Raw genomic sequence first — 18271 nt, 5'->3', positions numbered from 1 at the left:
GCTATTGATTGCTCGACTATTGCTGTAAGGACCTGTTGCCTATCCCGCGCTTACCGGCATCATGATGTCAAATCGGGGCTTGTCCGTATGCGGATCCTGGGCCATCGGGTACACTTCCAGATGTGTCACCTCATCATCCGGCTGGCGCAGTCCCTTCTCCTTCATCCAGGCGAACACCCGGGCGTAAGATTCGCTGATATCTGCTTCGCTTGCATGACTGTACGTCACATAATCCAGCTCAGGCAGCGCGATCGTCACCATCCCTTCCGGGATAATGTCCACTTGCTCGACCTCGACCAGCGCGTAATGGGTCAAGCGTTCCTCCCCATCCGGATAGGACAGTCCCAGCAGCTGGTCCGGATACGTCTTGCGGGGGATCTCGTCCAGCCGGTTCTTCAACTGCACCTGCAGCTCCCGGATCTCACCGGCATGAGCCTGTGCGAACGTCCCTTCCCAATGCAGGCCAATCGCCTGGAAGGCCGGCTTTGTCGTCAGCGTGATGTCATTGTCCTTGCTTTTCGTCATGTCCAATCGCCTCCTGATTCGTTTCGACTGCGGTGTTGCCGTCGTTTCGTTTGTGCCCTGCCAGACCGGGGTAATCCGGGTTGAGGGGGAATGCGAGATGAAAGCATTTGACTATGAGCTCGATTATGACAAGCTGGATCTGCGCGCGCACCCGGAGCTGTATACGATCGGCCGGGGCGAGCAGGGTGTCCTGATGGTCGAGCCGTACAAGAGCGAGATCCTGTCGCCTTCCGCATTTGTTGTCGCCTCTATTCTACACCAGAGATGCGCTTCTTGGAACATTACCCGTTTCGGGGAGCTTCCAAATCCCCATGGCCGGGTATTTGCAGGGACTGATTTTCGAGATAGATCATTTATAGGCATAATCTATAACTGATATTTATTATATATCTTATACAAATAAACGTTTCTCACCTATAATCTAAGCCAAAGGAGGGAACGCACATGAACCATGTGTCTTCACACAACCACTGGCAGGCCGCTACATATGATCACAAACTGGATTTTGTCTCCAAGCTGGGGGCAGGTATCTTGTCGCTGCTGGAGCCTAAACCGGGTGAGGCCATCCTGGATATCGGCTGCGGCACCGGAGATTTGACGGCTGAGATCGCTGCTGCCGGAGCCGCTCCTGTAGGGATCGATCTGTCGCCGGAGATGATCGCCAGGGGCAAACAGAAGTACCCGGAGTTGAACCTGCAGGTTCAGGATGCGCACGTCTTCCGGACAGAGCAGACGTTTGATGCCGTGTTCTCCAACGCCGCCCTGCACTGGATGCCTGATGCGCAAGCCGTGATCCGTACCATCTCGCATGCTTTGAAGGAAGGCGGCCGCTTCGTGGCTGAGTTCGGCGGTTATGGCAATGTAGCCTGCGTAATTGAAGCTGTTGAGGCTGCGCTTGCCGGCCACGGTTACGATCCACAGGGGCGCAATCCGTGGTACTTCCCGACGATCGGCCAATATGCCGCGCTGTTGGAGGAGCACGGCTTTCTGGTTGCTCTGGCGCAGCATGTGGAACGGCCGACCCCGCTGCAGGGGGAGAGCGGTTTGCGGGACTGGCTGGATGTGCTGGCGGACGACTTCTTCCTGGACGTCGCCCCCGATGACAAGGCATCCATCTACCGGACGGTCGAGACAACCCTGAAGCCGCAGATCTATCAGAGGGGCCAGTGGATCGCTGATTACCGGCGCCTGCGCATCTGTGCAGTCAAGGTGAAACGGCTGGGAAGCAAGCCCTTGCATGAACATATGTAAAATTGGGAGGCCCTGCCGGTTGACGTCAGGTCCTTCCTTGATTACAATTAGTTAGGAATGTTTACTAACTATAATGCGCTGCGAAAGGATACCTGCATGAAAGAATCGAACGGCAACCCCCAACTGATCCGCAGCATCAACGAGCGGCGGATCCTGCAGCTGATCCTCGGGCAGCCGACGCTCTCGCGCGCGGAGATCAGCCGGCTCACCGGTCTCAGCAAGCCGACGGTGTCGGCAGCCGTCAAAAGCCTTCTCGAGCTGGGCCTGATCGAGGAGATCGGACAGGGCTCGGCCGGGGCTGGACGCAAGCCGACATTAGTCCGCTTCGCCGCAGCCTCCCACCATGTGCTCGGAGTCCAGCTCGGCGCCGACCGGCTGCGGCTGGTGCTGGCCAACCTGCAGGCCGACCGTATCCTGGAGGCCTCCTGCAGCATAGATAGCTTGCCCGGAAGCCCCTCAGAGCTGCTGCCATCGATTCGCAGCGAGGCGGACCGTCTCCTCGCGCGTGCCGGCACCCGTTGGGATCAGATCGGCTGCGCAGCGTTCGCCATCCCCGGCGTGGTCGGGCCGCGCGGCGAAGTATCGATGCTGGCCCCGCATCTTCAAGGCTGCGAACCCGCTCTGGCGAGAACATCCCTTGCCGAACACTTCCCTTGCCCGGTCACAGCCGACAATGACGTCAACCTGGCGGCCTTGGCTGAATACGCTGTCCACCGCGGCCATGAGGACGATGTGTTCGCCTTCCTCTTCCTCGACAGCGGCATCGGCGCAGGCATCATGACCGGCGGGCGGCTGCTCCGGGGACTGGGCGGCGCGGCCGGGGAGCTGGGTGATATGCGGCTTGCGGACGGCAGACGGCTGGAGGACCGGTTGTCGGAGCAAGCCTTGCTGGACCGTGCGCGCACAAGCCTGCAGCCCTCCGGCCCGTCCCAGCTCGGACAGCCGGGCAGCCTGACGCTTGACGGATTGTTCGCCGCGGTTGCCGCCGGCGACCCCCAGGCCCGTCAGGCGCTCGCCGGTTATGCAGAGGAACTGGCCGGGGCGGTGCATAATCTGACTGCTCTGCTCGCGCCGCAACGGATCGTCCTGGGTGGGCGAATCGGTGAACAGCAGGCTCTCCTGCATGCGGTCAGACCGTTGCTGGATGAACGTCTGTCCGTCTCCCCGCAGCTGGATGCAGCTTCCCTCGGCAGCGAATCGGTGCTGACCGGCGCCCTGCAGTCCGCCGCCAGAGCTACGATGACCCATATTGAAGAATCGCTTTGACCACGACACGAATGGAGGAATCATACATGCAGCAAGCACCGCTATATGCCGGCGTCGACATCGGCGGCACCAAGACGTTGATGATGCTTGCCAGAGCGGATGGCACGATCCTGTCGGAATGGCGGACGCCGTCGGAGACCTCCGCCGAACCGGAGACTTTTTTTGCCGCTATGCTCCAAGAGCTGTCGAAGGAGGCGGCCCGGCTGGGATATGAGTCGAAGGCGATCCGTGGCATCGGCATCGGCTTCCCCGGGGTGATCGGTCCCGAGGGCATCCTCACCCACGCGCCTGCCTTCCCCTGGCGGGAAGCGGCGGTAGCGGATATCCTGCGCGCCCGCTTCGAAGGCACGCTCTATCTGGACAATGATGTCAACGCCGCAGCGCTCGGCGAGCAGTGGCAGGGGGCGGCCAGCGGCATCCGAGACTTCCTGATGGTCACGGTAGGCACCGGCATCGGGGGCGCGCTGTTCCTGGACGGCCGCATCTACCGGGGCGCAGCCGCAGCTGCCGGCGAGCTCGGCTACAGCGTGCTGGCCGCTTCGCCACGACGGTCCAGCGCCGCAGGGCCTGCCGGGCCGTCCACGGCTGCCGACGGCAACCAGTTCGGCCACTTCGAGGAGATCGCCTCCGGCAGCGGCATCGGTCGGCAGGCCCGGGAGCATCTGGCGCAGCGTACAGATGACGCCGGGCCTTCCCTGATCCTTCGGATGACCGGGGGCGATCCAGCCGCAGTGGACGCCCGCCACGTGCTGGCAGCAGCCGGTCAAGGTGATGCAGAAGCCTTGCTGCTACTGGAGCAGCCGCTGGAGTATATGGCCATCGGCATCGCCAATGCCGTCTCGCTGCTCAATCCGGCCATGGTCGTGATCGGCGGCGGTGTGGCAGACTCAGGTGACTGGTATGTATCGGCCATCCGTGAGCGGGTGGCCGCGCTAACCCCGATATCGACGGAGATCGCGCGGGCGACGCTCGGCAACCGGGCCGGTGCGATCGGCGCGCTCGCAGGCGTGCTGCCCCGCCCGACAGACGCAGAGTAGACCTGCCCGCATCCCACACTATACCCTCTGAATGGAGCTGCTGAAGATGAATACAACAACGACCGCACGCGGTCACCACCTCGAGACCGAGGCTTACTGGTACAGCATCGTCAACTATGATGTATCCAACCGCCGCCTGGTGGCGCAATTCGACGGCAATGGCGGCATCTCCAAATACGCCGTGGCCGGAGAATGGCAGTTGCTGACCGAGCGCGAATGGTTCACCGCCTGGTCCGTGAACGGCCGCCGCCTCCCTGCCAAACACCGCAAGACTGTCCGCGTCCTGGGCCGCGCCATGGAGATCGACTTCGGCTCCGCAGAGGCGCTCGACGGCGTCGCCGTGACAGCCGTCCAATATTGCGATGATCACAATAATGCCCTGTATCTGCGTTTTCGCTTTGCCAACCACGGCACCCGCCCGGCCCGCATCCTGCTGCGTCAGGGCATGCAGTGGGAGCTGAAGAGCTACGTCGCTGCCATCGTCGCCAAGCAAGGCACCTACACCGAAGCCCCGATGCAGGATACGTGGACGGAAGACCATACCGGCTGGGAAGCCGTCTTCGGCGATTCGTACCGCGTGCATCTCGCTACAAGCCACTCCGCCTCGCGGATCGAGCAGGACGGCCCTCGCATGGTGCTTGATTATCCCGATGAAGTCGCTCCCGGCCAGGAGATCGTCATGACGGTGGCAGTCTCGGGCGGACTGCAGCCGATGCCCCTGGACGAGCTCAGGTCCGGTGCCGATGCCGCATGGCAGGCTGCGCAGCAATACCGTCAGTGGCTGAGCGGCTCGTTCAGCGCGCCGGGCCACGAGACGCTGGATGCCCTCGTCGCCGCCTGTCTCAATGTCTCGGACTCGATGTACAAGGAGAGCGGCGGCACCTTCGCAGCCTTCTATGCCGGCGTCAACTATCAGAGCCCTTCCCGCACATACTTCCGTGACGGCTACTGGACCGTATTGCCGCTGCTGCCATTCAAGCCGGAGTGGGTGCGCAACGAGATCGTCACATTGGCCCATGGCATCGGCGAGGATGGTTCCTGTCCGAGCGCCGTCATCTACAATGTGCTGCGCGAGCGCTACGAGCAGTTCTGGCCCGATCACTACGACTCGCCCTCCTTCTTCATCCTCATGCTCCACGACTATCTGGCCTGGACGCATGACAAAGGGCTGCTGCAGGAATCGGTAGGCGGCAGATCCATCGAAGTCCTGATGGAGCTGTGCATGACCAAGATGAACAACCTGATCGACGACGAGCTGCAGCTGATGGTCAAGCCGGACAACCGTCATGACTGGTGCGACAACGTTGTCCGTCAAGGCTCGGTGGCCTATACCGCTCTGCTGCACTTGCGGGCCCGTTTCTGCTATGGCGAGATCCGCCTGTTTGCGGGCAGCTGGGAAGCTGATGCACATGCCGCCTGGACCCGGGAGACCGACGAGCTGACGCGCGCTTTGCGCAAGCGGCTGTGGCGGGATGAGACCGGCTACCGCAATTACGACAACACCGCCGGCGAAGAGGCGCAGGAGGACAATATCTCCGTCGAGCAGGCGCTGGCGCCTGCCTTCGGGATCGGGGAGCAGGACGATCAGCAGCATGTGCTCGACCTGATCACCGCCCGGCTGGAGAGCCGCAACAACCCGGACCAGCCGTTCGGCGACTGGGGCGTCATGACCGTATTCCCGCAATATACCCATATCCAGCATCTGGTGGAGAAGTCTTCCTACCCGTTCCGCTATCACAACGGCAGCGACTGGCCGTACTGGAGCGGTGTCCTAGCCATGGCCAAGCTGCGCCTGCGCCGCGACGACTGGGAGTACCCGCTCACCCGCTGGTTCACTTACGGCCTGGAGCGCCAATGGCTGACACCGGTAGAATATTATGATCCGGTATACGGCAAAGGCTCCGATCTGCAAGGGTGGAGCGGCATGCCGGCTGCCGCTGTACTGATGGGCGGCCTCGGTCTCGTCCCGCCGCTGAACGGCGAGATGACTCCTGTCGAGCCGCTGTGGGGCGATACGACTGTGCGCGGCATCCGATTCCGCGGACGCAGCTACACGTACCGCGCGGCGGACGGCGAGGTATCTTTTACAGCAGAATAGCCTGGCGCAAGCAAAAACGACTCCGTCGTCCTTCCAGGACGTGCGGAGAGCTTTGTCGGAGAAATACAAGCCAAGTAGATAAGAGAATCATATACTTTCTAGTATTTCAAGGTGAAACGGCTGTTGCTGTGTGCTTACGATGCCAGTTTTGCTTCGCAAAACTCTAAGCGCAGCGCGTTTCATTCCGGAGAAATAAAAGCTAAGCAGATAGGAGAATGCTTTCTTGTATTTGCACAAGATCCAGCCGGCCGGTTCCTTTGAGGGGAGCCGGTCGGCTTCCTATATCTTGCCCCTGCACTGGCAAAACCTTTTCAGACTGGTATAATGGACAACAGAACGACTACATACCTGCTCGACCACTAAGGAGGACATATCAATATGAGAACGATTACACTGGGAACCAGTCAGCTGCAGGTGCCTGTCATTGCTGTTGGCTGCATGCGCATCAACGGACTGGACAAGCCGGAGGCCGAACGCTTCGTGAAGACGGCGCTCGATGCCGGCGCCAACTTCTTCGACCATGCCGATATCTATGGCGGCGGCACCTGCGAGGAGATCTTCGCCGACGCCGTGCAGATGAGTCCCTCCGTCCGGGAGAAGCTGATCCTCCAATCCAAGTGCGGTATACGCAAAGGAATGTTCGACTTCTCCAAGGAGCATATCCTGGGCTCCGTGGACAGCCTGCTTCAGCGCCTGCGGACCGACTATCTGGATGTGCTGCTGCTGCACCGCCCGGATACGCTGGTGGAGCCGGAGGAGGTAGCTGAAGCATTCGACAAGCTGGAAAGCTCCGGCAAGGTGCGTCATTTCGGCGTATCCAACCAGAATCCGATGCAGATCCAGCTGCTGCAAAAGTACGTCAAGCAGCCGATCGTCGCCAATCAGCTGCAGCTCAGCATCACCAATACGACGATGATCGATCAAGGCTTCAACGTCAACATGGAGAACGAGGCCGCCGTTAACCGCGACGGCAGCATCCTGGACTATTGCCGCCTGCACGATATCACGATCCAGCCGTGGTCGCCGTTCCAATACGGTTTCTTCGAGGGCGTCTTCCTCGGCAGCGACAAGTTCCCCGAGCTGAACAAGCAGATCGACGAAGTGGCGGCTGCCCACGGGGTGAGCAACACGACGATCGCCATCGCCTGGCTGCTCCGCCACCCGGCCCGCATGCAGCCGGTTACCGGCACGATGAACATCGAGCGCCTGCTGGACTGCTGCAAGGCTGCCGACGTGCAGCTGAGCCGCGAAGAATGGTACGCCATCTATCGCGCGGCCGGCAACATCCTGCCATAGCGCTTACTTCGCGGCGTAATCGCCGGGCGGCGTTGCTGTGTCCGTTCGTGAGGGAGCACTCCCCTCAGCGGTCTTTTTCCCTACTCCGTCGACCTGCTTATCCACTTTTCAAAGTGTTGCATCACTTCCCAAACAACCAAAAAGGCTGCTGAGCATCCGGCAGCCTTTTTTTTCTTTTGGGGGTCTTTCTATTGGATTGCATAATAAAAGATCTCGCCATTACTATCCTGGTATAAGCCAGTGAACACATGCGCGCTGCCGTCGCCCGGCGCATGATACAGCATCGCGCAGCAGCCGGAGCCATCGTAGAACCAGTAGGACCAACCGCCGGAGGAACCGTCCTGGTTCTGGGCGCTGGCCGAGCCGACCATGGCAAAGCTGGCAATAATGACTGCCGTGAGGACACTAAACAGTCTTTTCTTCAGCTTGTTCATTGGATCTCACCGCCTTCCCTCTGTCATCGGTTCAGATAGACAACCTGAATCTCTTGCACGTCGCTTAAGTCAAACACATCGCCAAAGGAATTTTGATAAATCGGCAATGCCCAGGCTCCTTCATCGTTCGTATAATGCAACTGCGCCCAAGCGCTTGAGCCGTCGTTGTACCAGTAAGTGAAGTCCGCAGAGGCAACCGCTCCAAATGCGAACGATACTGCAAGCACCATGGCAAGGACCAGCAATACCCGGTTAATCTTTTTCATGGCTTGACCTCCTTTCTGCAGGATATCGGGAAGATCCTGCTGCTGGCAGAACCTTCCTCATGTACCCTTTCACCCATATCTCTCCTGATTAAACAGCAACCATCCTGTTTAGACAGGAATTGGGCCTGCCGGATGGGATCGTGTATCATTTCCTGAACAACGAAAAAAGCCGTCTTCCACCAAGACGGCTGTTCCTGTTAAGTATGTATTATTGCTTAACAACCGGCTCAGGCCTGCCGAACAAGTAACCTTGAAAAAGCTCATAGCCCTGATTCCGCAGCCATGCAAAGTCCGCTTCCCTCTCCACGCCTTCCGCGAGGGGGACGGCCCCCGCGCCCCGGGCGGCAGCCAGCATCTGAAGCGCTGTGACCTGCTTCTCCTCGTGTGCGGCGACACCATCCACATACGACCGATCCAGCTTCATGTAATGAGGCTTCAGATCCTCCAGCAGCTCGATCGTGCTGTAGCCCGCCCCTACATCATCCAACGCGTATTGGAAGCCTCTGGCCTGATAATAGTCGAGGATCGTCTTGAGATGCTTATAATCCTCCACCTGCTCGGTCTCCACGACCTCGAAGACGAATTTCGACGGCTCGAAGCCGAGCTCCCGGCTAAGGGCGATTGTCGACCGCAGGCAATGCTCCGGCGAATAGATCGACGTCGGGATGAAATTGATAAATACTTTCTTCGGCAGGTGGACGCTGCTGCGGATCGCCTGCATGCGGCATAGCTTATCCAGCGCATACAACCGATTGCGCGACTTCGCAGCGGCGAAGACTTCACCCGGCGATAGCAGGCTGCCGTCCGGCTGCTCGAAACGGGCCAGCATCTCGTGCGCGTAGAGCCCGCCCTGCGCATCCAGTATCGGCTGAGCCCAGGAGACGACCCTCTCGTGCAGGATGACGTCATCTACCCAGCGTGCCGCCAGCGTCTCCCCGATGCGAGTGAACGGCTGCCACTGCGGATCGGCAAGCGATCGGTAGTACATGCGCTCCAGCTCCATATGATCCGCGCCAAAGTCCGCCAGTCCGATCAGATCTTGCTCACGCAGCCGAAGCTGCTGCCAGTCTCCTTCTCCATGGCGCTCCATGGGAGGCAGCATGGCTGTCATGCCTGCCAGCACCTCGAGATTGGGACGCCCCTCCACGCGGAGCTCATAGATGGGCTCCGCGGGATAACAACTTGCACAATTGTCCACTTGAAATCAGTCCTTTGTCTAGATGTCATCAAGTCCCGCAGTATGTCCGGTATGGCCGGTCCGAGCTATCCGGCAGCTCCGCGTAGGCGTCCTGCTCAGCAGTATATGCGAAGGGATCGGCCAGTGCCGCCACCAGCCGGTGCATGACGTCGTAATCCCCGGTTTCTGCTGCAGCCAATGCCTCCTCGACGAGATGGTTGCGCGGGATCACCGCAGGATTGGTGCGGCGCATCAGCTGCTCGGACATCGTCTCCAGCTCGGGCTGACGGCCGCGGCGCGCCCGCCAACGCTCCAGCCAGCCATCAAAGTCTGCCGCGCAGGAGAGCGGCGACCGCTCCGGCTGGCCCAGCGTCAAAGCGCGGAACGTGTTAGTGTAATCCGCCTTCTCGGCATGCATCAGATCCAACAGTCCGCGCACCAGCTCACCGTCCTCCGCTTCCTCGGTGAAGAGTCCCAGCTTGGCCCGCATCCCGCTCAGCCAGTGCTGCTCGAACTCCGTGCTGAACGCGCCGAGCGCCTCTTCGGCGATCCGTACCGCCGCATCGGTATCCTCATCCAGCAGCGGCAGCAGCGTCTCGGCGAAACGGGCGAGATTCCAGACGCCGATCTTCGGCTGATTGCCGTAAGCATAACGTCCCTGACGGTCGATCGAGCTGAATACCGTCGCCGGGTCAAATACGTCCATGAAGGCACACGGGCCGTAGTCGATCGTCTCGCCGCTGAGCGCCATATTGTCGGTATTCATCACGCCGTGGATGAAGCCGACGAGCTGCCAGCGGGCGATCAGCGCCGCCTGGCGGCTGACGACGTGCCGCAGCAGCGCCAGATACTGGTCTTCGGTACCCGCAAGCTCCGCATCATGCCGCTCGATCGTATAATCCGCGAGCGCCTGCAGCAGCTCCTTGCGACCGAGTCCTGCCGCATATTGGAACGTCCCGACGCGCAGATGGCTCGCCGCCACCCGGGTCAGCACCGCCCCGCGCAGCACTTCTTCCCGGTAGACCGGATCTCCCGTAAGTGTCACCGCCAGCGAGCGGGTCGTCGGAATGCCGAGGCCATGCATCGCCTCGCTGATGATATGCTCCCGCAGCATCGGACCGAGCGCCGCCCGGCCGTCTCCCTGCCGGGAGTATGGCGTCCGGCCCGGCCCCTTGAGCTGGATATCCCGGCGCTCGCCGTCTGGTGTCACCTGCTCGCCCAGCAGGATCGCACGCCCGTCGCCGAGCATCGTGAAATGGCCGAATTGGTGCCCTGCATAAGCCTGTGCCAGCGGGTCCGCTCCCGGCGGCAGCTGGTTGCCGGCGAGGATGGCCGCGCCCTCTTGCGTCTTGAGCAGCTCTGCATCCAGTCCCAGCTCCGCTGCCAGCGCGTCATTCACGACGACCAGTTCCGGAGCACTGACCGGGGTCGGCTCCAGCCGGGAATAAAACGGATCTGGAAGCCTGGTATAGCTGTTGTCGAAGTTCCAGCCTGGGTTGTTTGCAGCATCACTCCTGTTATCCGTCACCATGATTGCCTCCTTATTTAAAGGTTGTTCGAAGCCAGCCCGCAACTCCGACCTGTTCCGAACGCATAAAATTATCGTGTCTGGATTCCTTTTACCCTTCAGCTCGCATCCGTCAAACGTTAGGCTGGTCTCACGGACACAACTTCATACCTTCAGTGTATACCAATTCGTAGGTGAAGTCTTTGCTTGCAGGGCTGCACGACTTTCATCGCCTCTGAATTCGATCATATTCGTTGGTTGGTGGTACGGGACTCTTACAACCAGCTAAAGCCCGCATCCACAGGGGATGCAGGCTCACATAACGTCGCACAGCGGAGCATGGTCGACTGTGCTAGATCGGCATGTCCTTGCCCGTATGATCGACGAACCGGAAGCGTCCCTCCGGGACAACCCGGCGCTCGATCAGATCCAGGATCCCGCCGGCACTCCGCCTGGGATCTCCGGGAGCGGCCTCGCCGCCCATATCCGTCTTCATCCAGCCGGGATGGATGCTCAGCACTGCAATGCCCTTCTCGCGCACATACGACTGCAGCTGCTGGGTGAACATATTGAGCGCCGTCTTGGAGATGCCATACGGATAATCGCCGGGGTAGGCATTGGAGATACTGCCTGCCTCGGACGATATATTGGCGATCACCGCATCCGGTTCCGTGAGCAGCGGCAGGAAATGCTTGACGATACGCATCGGCCCGTAAAGGTTGATATCCATGGTTCGTTCCAGATCTTCGATATCCAATGCTTCGATCTGCGTATTGCGTGCGAGCAGAACAGCGGCGTTGTTGACGATGGCGCCCAGCGTGCGTCCAGCCTTCCCCAACTGCTCAGCGAGCCGGGCGATCCCCGCCTCGTCGGTGACGTCGAGCTGCAGCACCTCCAACTGGCCGGGATAGGCTGCCGCCAGCGCGGTCAACCGGTCATGGCCAGCCTCCGGGAATCGCACGCCTGCGATGACGCGATGGCCGCGCTCCAGCGCTTCGGCAGTCAGCTCGCAGCCGAGACCGCGGTTAGCCCCCGTTATCAGGATGTTCAACGTTTACCCCTCCCTTTCCTTTCCGTATAAGGTTGAACTTCTACAATAAGCTGTATTAAGCTTTTTTGTCATTCTCCAGCAATTCGACGAGCACCTTGAGCTGCGGGAAGGTATCGATATAAGCGTACCGCCCGCCCGTATACTCGCCCTTCTGCTGCAGCGGGAAGCCTTTGCTCTCGAGCAGCGTGATCTTGTCCTTCATGCCTTCGATGACGAAGGCGATATGATGCGGCCCCTCGCCATGCTCGTTCAGATAGTCGCGCCATGTGCTGGGATGCTCGTCGGGCTCGATAAGCTCCAGCTGCAGCGAACCCATGTTGAAGAAGGCCAGCTTGGCCCTGGCGGGACAAGGCTCGCCGTTGTACTCTGCCTGCGTCTTCTCCAGCGCGTCCGTCATGATGGGCTTCGGCTTGTCCACGCCGAAAAAGTCGGCATAGGCTTGGCTGACCTTCTCGATATCATGCACGAGAATACCGATCTGAGTGATGATGTTGTTGCCGAGCAGTCCTGACATAGTGGATACATCCTCTCTGGAATCCGTAGTAGACTTGCAGCATGTTCATCTTACTAACCGATGTAATCGCTGTCAATCATCTTTGTTGCTCCGGGTGTCACAAAACCGGTTATTCGATTGTCTACATTAGTGAAAAACAAATACCAAGGAGGAATACATGATGCAATTGCGTATGAATCATCAAGCGGCCAATCCTGCCGGGTTTCAGGCCTTGTTGAAGCTGGAGGAGACCGCCAAGGGCATGGGATTGGATCCGGTATTGTACGAGCTGATCAAAATCCGAGCCTCACAGTTGAACGGCTGCGCATTCTGTCTGGATATGCATACGGCGGATATTCGTAAAATGGGTGAGTCCGAGCAGCGTGTCCACCTTATCTCGGTCTGGCGCGAAGCGCCGATGTTTACCGACAAGGAGAAAGCTGCGCTGGCCTTGACCGAGGCAGCGACCTTGATCGCGGAGCGCGGGGTGCCGGATGCGCTGTATGATGAGGTGCGGACCCACTTTGATGAGAGCGAATATGTCGCCCTCGTGATGGCGGTCATCGCGATCAACAGCTGGAACCGGATCGCCATTGCCACAGGCATGTATCCGGGATGCTTTCAGGTCTGACCCTTTCTGAGCCGAGCCATCCCGCCAGGGGTGGCTTCTGTCGTTTGCGGAGGGTACACTAAGGAGAAATGAATGGTCCAATTGCAAGTCAATGCTTCCGAAGCGAGTTTTCCTTCGGAAAACTAAGCGAATGCTTCCGAAGCGAGTTTTCCTTCGGAAAACTTTTAGCCAATCCTTCCGAAGCGAGTTTTCCTTCGGAAAACTTTTAGGAGGAGCATTATGAACACAGAATCTGGAGAGCTGCTTATCGAGGGGTGGTATCGCCAGTACAAGCCGCTGCTGGCTGCCATCGCTTACCGGATGCTTGGCTCGAAGAGCGAGGCTGAGGATGCGGTACAAGACGTTTTTGTCACGCTCAGCAAGCAGGACCCGGTTCAGATCGATCACCCCAAAGCCTATCTCATCAAGCTGGTGACCAATCGCGCCCTTAACATGATGAAAGCTGCGCCGCGTAACCGCGAGAGCTACCCCGGCCTCTGGCTGCCTGAGCCCTTGCTGGCGACCGACGACGGCCCGCAAGACCATGTTCTGCGCCAGGAGCAGCTCGGCTATGCGATGCTCGTGCTGCTGCAGACCTGTACGCCGCCGGAGCGGGCCGTGTTCGTGCTGCGCGACTCGCTTGGCTGCGATTATGCCGAGATCGCCGGGATGCTGGGCAAGACCGAAGCCGCCTGCCGCAAGATCTACAGCCGGGCAGCTGCCAAGATCGGCTTGCGCAGCGGCTCCGCAGAAGAGAACGAGTGGGATCAGGCGATGGACCGCTTCGTCCAGTCGTTCGCTGACGCCGTAACCACGGGCCGCTTCGACGCCTTCATCCGGCTCCTCACCCAGGATGCGGTACTGCTCAGCGACGGCGGCGGCATCGTCCGGGCGGCGCTTCGGCCGATCCTTGGCCCCGAGAGAATCGCCGCCTTCTTCACCGGCATCGCCCGCAAGGGTTCGCTCACTGGCAAGCTGAGACCGGTACGGATGAGCGGGCAGCCCGGGTTGCTGCTTGAGCGGGAGGGACGGCTGCCGATGGTACTTACGCTTGAGCCGACACCCGACGGCGCGGGAATCCGGGCGCTATACCTTGTCTCCAACCCCCATAAGCTCGGGGACTTCGCGGCAGATCTTTTATAACGCTGGTTACTGCGCCATCCCGTTCCACAGAACGACATCGTCCAGCGGCAGGCGGACTGTCGGGTGCCCCGTCTGAGACGCCTTGCCGACAGCAATCAGGATGACCGGCACGTATCTCTCGGGGATCTGGAATGTCTCCACGAACTGAGCCGCGTCATAGCCTCCCATAGCTACTGTGTCGTAGCCCCGCGCCTTAGCCGCCAGCATCAGCTGCATGGACACCAATCCGCAATCGATCATAACGCCGTTCTTGCGGGCATGCCCATCCATCCCCGCGAATCCTGCCGTGATGTGACCCACCAGTGTCTCCTTGACCTCCGGCGTCATATACCCGGCTTCCACCGAAGCGCTGTAGATCTGCTCCGCCTGCTTGTGCGACTCCAGGTCGCCCAGCACGGCGATGACTGCAGACGCATCGACAACCTGCTGCTGGTTGTTCGCGATCGGCAGCAGCTGCTGCTTGATGGCCGGGTCGGTGAACACGATGAATCGCCATGGCTGCAGATTGGCGCCGGATGGCGCCAGTGTCGCTTCTGTCAATATTTCTTTAAGCTCCTCATCCGGGATCTTCACGGACGCATCGTAATGCCTGACCGAGCGCCGTCCTTTGATGACATCGATAAATGCTGCTTCTTGCTTCGTTACACTTTCCATAGTCTGATTCCTCCCACTTTTCTCTCTTATCGTTAAACTGGGCAAAAAAATGCACAGTTAAAAATAAAAAAATATAGTTAACTGTGCTAATTTAATCACAGTATATCCCCGACTCGTTGTGTTTGTCAATCCTATAATCGAGCTTATTGACTAAATCGGCGATCGTGTACTGCTCCAGAGCACGTTCAACCGCCTGATTGACCTCCCCGGCGATATCGCTCAATGCTTCCTGCATCCTGGCCCCGAGCGGCTGCTCCTCCGCCGAATCCAGCAGGCCATCGCAGAATGGATCACCAATATGCAGAGCCCGATACACGTCGGCGCATGTCACGGATGCGGGTGAACGCTTCAACGAATACCCGCCGTCGCGCCCCTCGCGGACCTCCAGGATGTCGACCTGCGCCAGTCTGGCGAGGATTCTGCGGATCAGCGTAGGCTCCGAGGCCAGATGATCGGCCAGATGACTGCTTGCATGTCTGCACCGCTGGTCGGCCAAGATAGTCAGTGCCTGCAGAGCAAGGCCAAGCGCTTTGCTGTTGGAGGGACAAGCGGATCTGGATTTCTTCATCTTAGGATGGCCCCTTTCTTGACGCAGGCGACGCGTGGCAAAGCCGCCGCTAAGTTGACATGCATTATAGCAGAGCAATCTGTATTCTTCAAGCATGCGCTTGAGCTTGCTTTGGCTTGCTCCGGGATGAGACTGCTAACCGTTCAGCCACACCAACAGCTCATCCGCAACCGGGATGATGCCCTGCGGCAGGCGGCCCAGCTCCTGCTGCCCGATAAGCGCCGCAGCCGTGGCCGGTTCCGGGCGGTCCTGCCAGCCCGCGAGAAAGGCCAGCAGGCCGATCAGCCGCTCGGCCGGCACGCCGCGCTGCCGCAGCGCCTGCAGCGTAAGCGACTTGTCGCGCTTGGAGAAGCGCTCTCCTTCTCCATCGCCGAGCAGCGGCACATGGGCGTATCGGGGCGGCTGCAAGCCGAGTGCTGCATATAAGGCCAGTTGCCGGGGCGTCGAATCGAGCAGATCGGCACCCCGCACGACGTCGGTGATGCCCATCGCGGCATCGTCCACTGTCACAGCCAGCTGGTAGCTGTACATGCCGTCGGCCCGCTTCACGACAAAATCGCCCAGCGTCTCACCTGTGTAGTCTTGTCTGCCGGCTATGGCGTCGATAAAGGAGGTCGGCGTCTCCGGCATGCGGAAGCGGAGGGCGGGTATCTTGGTCTCGGCTCTGACTGCGCGCTCGGTGGCTGTCAGATGACGACACAGTCCCGGGTATGCCGGACCTTCGGAGGATAGCCCGTGCGGCGCGCTGGCGATCGAGGCCAGCTCGGCGCGGCTGCAATAGCATGGGTACAGCAGGTCTGCGGCTTCCAGCCGGGCGAGCGCCTCCTCGTACCGTTCATCGCGCAGACTCTGCAGGTACGGGGCATGCGGCCCGCCGATGTCCGGGCCTTCGTCCCAATCGATACCCAGCCAGCGCAGATCGTCCAGCTGCTGCTCCCGGTAGGCGGCCTTGGAGCGCGGCTTGTCGATATCTTCGACGCGCAGTACGAACGTCCCGCCCGCCTGCCGGATCTGCAGCCACGCTGCCAGGGCGGCAAAGGCGTTGCCCAGGTGCAGCTGGCCCGACGGCGTCGGCGCGAAGCGGCCCCTTCGTGCACGATCCGATGATGCTGGTTGATCGGGCGCAGGCTGACCGGCTGTCTGTACCGCTTGTATCTGATGGGATCGCTCTAACATTGGCTTCACGCTCCTGCCGCTTTCTCATGCTAAGCTGACATAGGATTAAAAAAAGAGCAGCATGGCCGCCCTTCTTAGTGAGGTTATGTAATTACGGGAATGGCGGAGCCGACGGGATTCGAACCCGCGGTCTCCTGCGTGACAGGCAGGCATGTTAGGCCTCTACACCACGGCTCCGCGATAGGACTGTGCCAAGGACACCTCCGTATCTTACCATGGGGCGACAGCTTTTGACAAGCCCGCACTTCGCATGGATATCCTTTGACAATCGCTCGCCTGCAGACCGCCTATGAATGCATGACGGCGCCGTCATTGGCCATACTACCATGATGAACTACCTGCATACAGGAGGTTGCCATGAATCTACAATCCGGAGCCTACTACTGGCCCCATACCCTGCCCGATCCGCCAGCCTACCCCGCACTCGATTCTGATCTTGCATGCGATGTACTCATCGTCGGCGGCGGCAGCTCAGGCGCCCAAAGCGCCTACGAGCTCGCGGGTCACGGTTTGGACGTCGTCCTCATCGAGAAAGGGACAGTCGGCAGCGGCAGTACCAGCACTAATACCGCGCTGATCCAGTATTCGGGGGAGGCGATGTTTACCGATCTTATCCACTCGTTCGGAGAGCGCTACATCGCCCGCCATCTGGCGCTGCTCCAGGATGCGATCGACAGCATCGAGACGGCGTCCCGCCAGTTGACCATGGATGTCGAGTTCCGGCGCCGGGATACGCTGTATTTTGCCAGCTGCGATGAGGACGTTCCCCGGCTCCACAAGGAGTATCAGTATCTGAAGCAGCAAGGCTGCAGCGTCGACTTCTGGGGTCAGGAGCAGATCGAGGCTCATTATCCCTTCAGCAAACAAGCAGCGATCTTCTCCCATAATGACGGCGAACTCAATCCGTTCAAATATACCCATGCCCTGATCCGGGACGCCGCCGCCAAGGGCGTACTTGTATACGAGCACACCGCCATGAACGGCCATCGCTATGACCGGGAGCGGCAGGAAATGCAGGTTACAACCCGCAACGGTTATACTATCCGGGCCAAGCATGTCATCCTGGCTGCCGGCTACGAGGGGGTAGAGATCCGGTCCGAGAAGCAAGCGTCTTTCGTTAGCACCTACACCCTGACGACCCAGCCGGTCGACAGCTTCGACTTCTGGCACGGGCGCACCCTGATCTGGGAGACGGCGCGCCCGTATCTGTATCTGCGCACGACAGCGGACAACCGCGCCATCATCGGCGGTCTGGATGAGAACACAACGATCGCCGAGCAGCGCGACAACAAGCTTCATCATCGGCAGCAGATGCTTCTGGACGCGCTGCGCGAGCGGTTTCCCGGGATTCCCTTCGAGCCGGCTTACGCCTGTACCGCTTTCTATGGCGGCACGCGCGACGGCCTGCCGATCGTCGGCCGCTACGATGATTATCCCGGCTGCTACTTCATCTTTGCCTTCGGAGACAATGGCACAGTCTACAGCCAGGCGCTCACCAAGCTGATCGCCAGGGATATCCTGGACGGCCACTGTCCCGATCTGGAGCTGTACGCCCAGGACCGCCCGCTGTTGACCAAGCTCATACGGGGTTGAGATACTTCGATTGGAATACCGATAAGCCGCTTCCGCCGGATCGACCGGCGGGGCGGCTTTTTATCATTTCTTGGTCACTATTTGGTCAGCGCTCTCCCGTATACTGGACCTGTTGCGGATCTGCCA

18 protein-coding genes, 1 tRNA gene and 1 pseudogene are annotated in these 18271 nt (G+C 59.9%); 9 read left to right on the top strand and 11 right to left on the bottom strand.

What is annotated here, in order from left to right; all coding sequences use genetic code 11:
- Window positions 1-39: 39 nt before the first annotated feature.
- A complete protein-coding gene (locus ABC336_RS16040) occupies window positions 40-525 on the bottom strand; it encodes a GyrI-like domain-containing protein (protein ID WP_413239581.1) in 486 nt (161 codons plus the stop codon).
- A gap of 97 nt (window positions 526-622) precedes the next feature.
- On the opposite strand from ABC336_RS16040, the pseudogene ABC336_RS16035 reads away from it, so the two are divergent.
- The 6 genes and pseudogenes from ABC336_RS16035 to ABC336_RS16010 all read left to right on the top strand — a co-directional run.
- Window positions 623-787 (top strand): annotated as a pseudogene (locus tag ABC336_RS16035) (DUF4385 family protein); the annotation flags it as partial.
- Window positions 788-969: 182 nt separating this feature from the next.
- Entirely contained in the window at window positions 970-1776 is an 807-nt protein-coding gene (locus ABC336_RS16030) for a class I SAM-dependent methyltransferase (RefSeq protein WP_413239580.1), read from the top strand.
- A 96-nt stretch (window positions 1777-1872) separates the two neighbouring features.
- Window positions 1873-3042: an ROK family transcriptional regulator gene (locus ABC336_RS16025; protein WP_413239579.1), complete on the top strand. Its 1170-nt coding sequence runs from the start codon at window positions 1873-1875 to the stop codon at window positions 3040-3042.
- 26 nt (window positions 3043-3068) lie between these two features.
- On the top strand, window positions 3069-4079 hold the full coding sequence (locus ABC336_RS16020) for an ROK family protein (protein WP_413239578.1): 1011 nt from the start codon (window positions 3069-3071) through the stop codon (window positions 4077-4079).
- Window positions 4080-4125: 46 nt separating this feature from the next.
- On the top strand, window positions 4126-6177 hold the full coding sequence (locus tag ABC336_RS16015) for a glucosidase family protein (RefSeq protein ID WP_413239577.1): 2052 nt from the start codon (window positions 4126-4128) through the stop codon (window positions 6175-6177).
- A 378-nt stretch (window positions 6178-6555) separates the two neighbouring features.
- The gene (locus ABC336_RS16010) at window positions 6556-7473 is read left to right on the top strand and encodes an aldo/keto reductase (RefSeq protein WP_413239576.1); all 918 of its coding nucleotides are present in this window, start codon (window positions 6556-6558) and stop codon (window positions 7471-7473) included.
- A gap of 188 nt (window positions 7474-7661) precedes the next feature.
- On the opposite strand, the gene ABC336_RS16005 is transcribed toward ABC336_RS16010, so the two are convergent.
- From ABC336_RS16005 to ABC336_RS15980, 6 genes are all read right to left on the bottom strand, one after another.
- Window positions 7662-7907, bottom strand: a complete 246-nt coding sequence (locus ABC336_RS16005) for a hypothetical protein (RefSeq protein WP_413239575.1) — start codon at window positions 7905-7907, stop codon at window positions 7662-7664.
- A gap of 23 nt (window positions 7908-7930) precedes the next feature.
- The gene (locus ABC336_RS16000; protein WP_413239574.1) at window positions 7931-8173 is read right to left on the bottom strand and encodes a hypothetical protein; all 243 of its coding nucleotides are present in this window, start codon (window positions 8171-8173) and stop codon (window positions 7931-7933) included.
- Between the two features lie 208 nt (window positions 8174-8381).
- Window positions 8382-9371, bottom strand: a complete 990-nt coding sequence (locus ABC336_RS15995) for an EAL domain-containing protein (RefSeq protein ID WP_413239573.1) — start codon at window positions 9369-9371, stop codon at window positions 8382-8384.
- A gap of 28 nt (window positions 9372-9399) precedes the next feature.
- Window positions 9400-10878 carry a protein adenylyltransferase SelO gene (locus tag ABC336_RS15990; RefSeq protein WP_413242536.1) on the bottom strand — a complete coding sequence of 493 codons (1479 nt, stop codon included), beginning with the start codon at window positions 10876-10878 and terminating at the stop codon, window positions 9400-9402.
- 331 nt (window positions 10879-11209) lie between these two features.
- Window positions 11210-11908 (bottom strand): SDR family oxidoreductase, encoded by a 699-nt coding sequence (locus tag ABC336_RS15985; protein WP_413239572.1) that lies wholly within the window; start codon window positions 11906-11908, stop codon window positions 11210-11212.
- Window positions 11909-11963: 55 nt separating this feature from the next.
- The gene (locus ABC336_RS15980; RefSeq protein WP_413239571.1) at window positions 11964-12422 is read right to left on the bottom strand and encodes a VOC family protein; all 459 of its coding nucleotides are present in this window, start codon (window positions 12420-12422) and stop codon (window positions 11964-11966) included.
- A gap of 160 nt (window positions 12423-12582) precedes the next feature.
- On the opposite strand from ABC336_RS15980, the gene ABC336_RS15975 reads away from it, so the two are divergent.
- Both ABC336_RS15975 and ABC336_RS15970 read left to right on the top strand, forming a co-directional pair.
- Entirely contained in the window at window positions 12583-13032 is a 450-nt protein-coding gene (locus tag ABC336_RS15975; RefSeq protein WP_413242535.1) for a carboxymuconolactone decarboxylase family protein, read from the top strand.
- 219 nt (window positions 13033-13251) lie between these two features.
- On the top strand, window positions 13252-14154 hold the full coding sequence (locus ABC336_RS15970; protein ID WP_413239570.1) for a sigma-70 family RNA polymerase sigma factor: 903 nt from the start codon (window positions 13252-13254) through the stop codon (window positions 14152-14154).
- A gap of 6 nt (window positions 14155-14160) precedes the next feature.
- Here ABC336_RS15970 and ABC336_RS15965 read toward each other — a convergent pair whose 3' ends face one another.
- The 4 genes from ABC336_RS15965 to ABC336_RS15950 form a co-directional block, all read right to left on the bottom strand.
- Entirely contained in the window at window positions 14161-14808 is a 648-nt protein-coding gene (locus ABC336_RS15965) for a nitroreductase family protein (RefSeq protein ID WP_413239569.1), read from the bottom strand.
- Window positions 14809-14899: 91 nt separating this feature from the next.
- Window positions 14900-15376, bottom strand: coding sequence for an Rrf2 family transcriptional regulator (locus tag ABC336_RS15960; protein ID WP_413239568.1), 477 nt, complete (start codon window positions 15374-15376; stop codon window positions 14900-14902).
- Between the two features lie 135 nt (window positions 15377-15511).
- Complete coding sequence (gene gluQRS / locus ABC336_RS15955) at window positions 15512-16552, bottom strand: tRNA glutamyl-Q(34) synthetase GluQRS (protein WP_413239567.1); 1041 nt, start codon at window positions 16550-16552, stop codon at window positions 15512-15514.
- A gap of 100 nt (window positions 16553-16652) precedes the next feature.
- A tRNA-Asp gene (locus tag ABC336_RS15950) sits at window positions 16653-16729 on the bottom strand.
- A 180-nt stretch (window positions 16730-16909) separates the two neighbouring features.
- On the opposite strand from ABC336_RS15950, the gene ABC336_RS15945 reads away from it, so the two are divergent.
- Window positions 16910-18145: an NAD(P)/FAD-dependent oxidoreductase gene (locus tag ABC336_RS15945; RefSeq protein ID WP_413239566.1), complete on the top strand. Its 1236-nt coding sequence runs from the start codon at window positions 16910-16912 to the stop codon at window positions 18143-18145.
- Window positions 18146-18271 lie beyond the last annotated feature (126 nt).

Origin of the sequence: Paenibacillus jepli (genome assembly GCF_047238105.1) — a bacterium.
Taxonomy (GTDB): Bacteria; Bacillota; Bacilli; order Paenibacillales; family Paenibacillaceae; genus Paenibacillus_D.
This window is presented reverse-complemented; position numbering and strand designations above follow the sequence as displayed.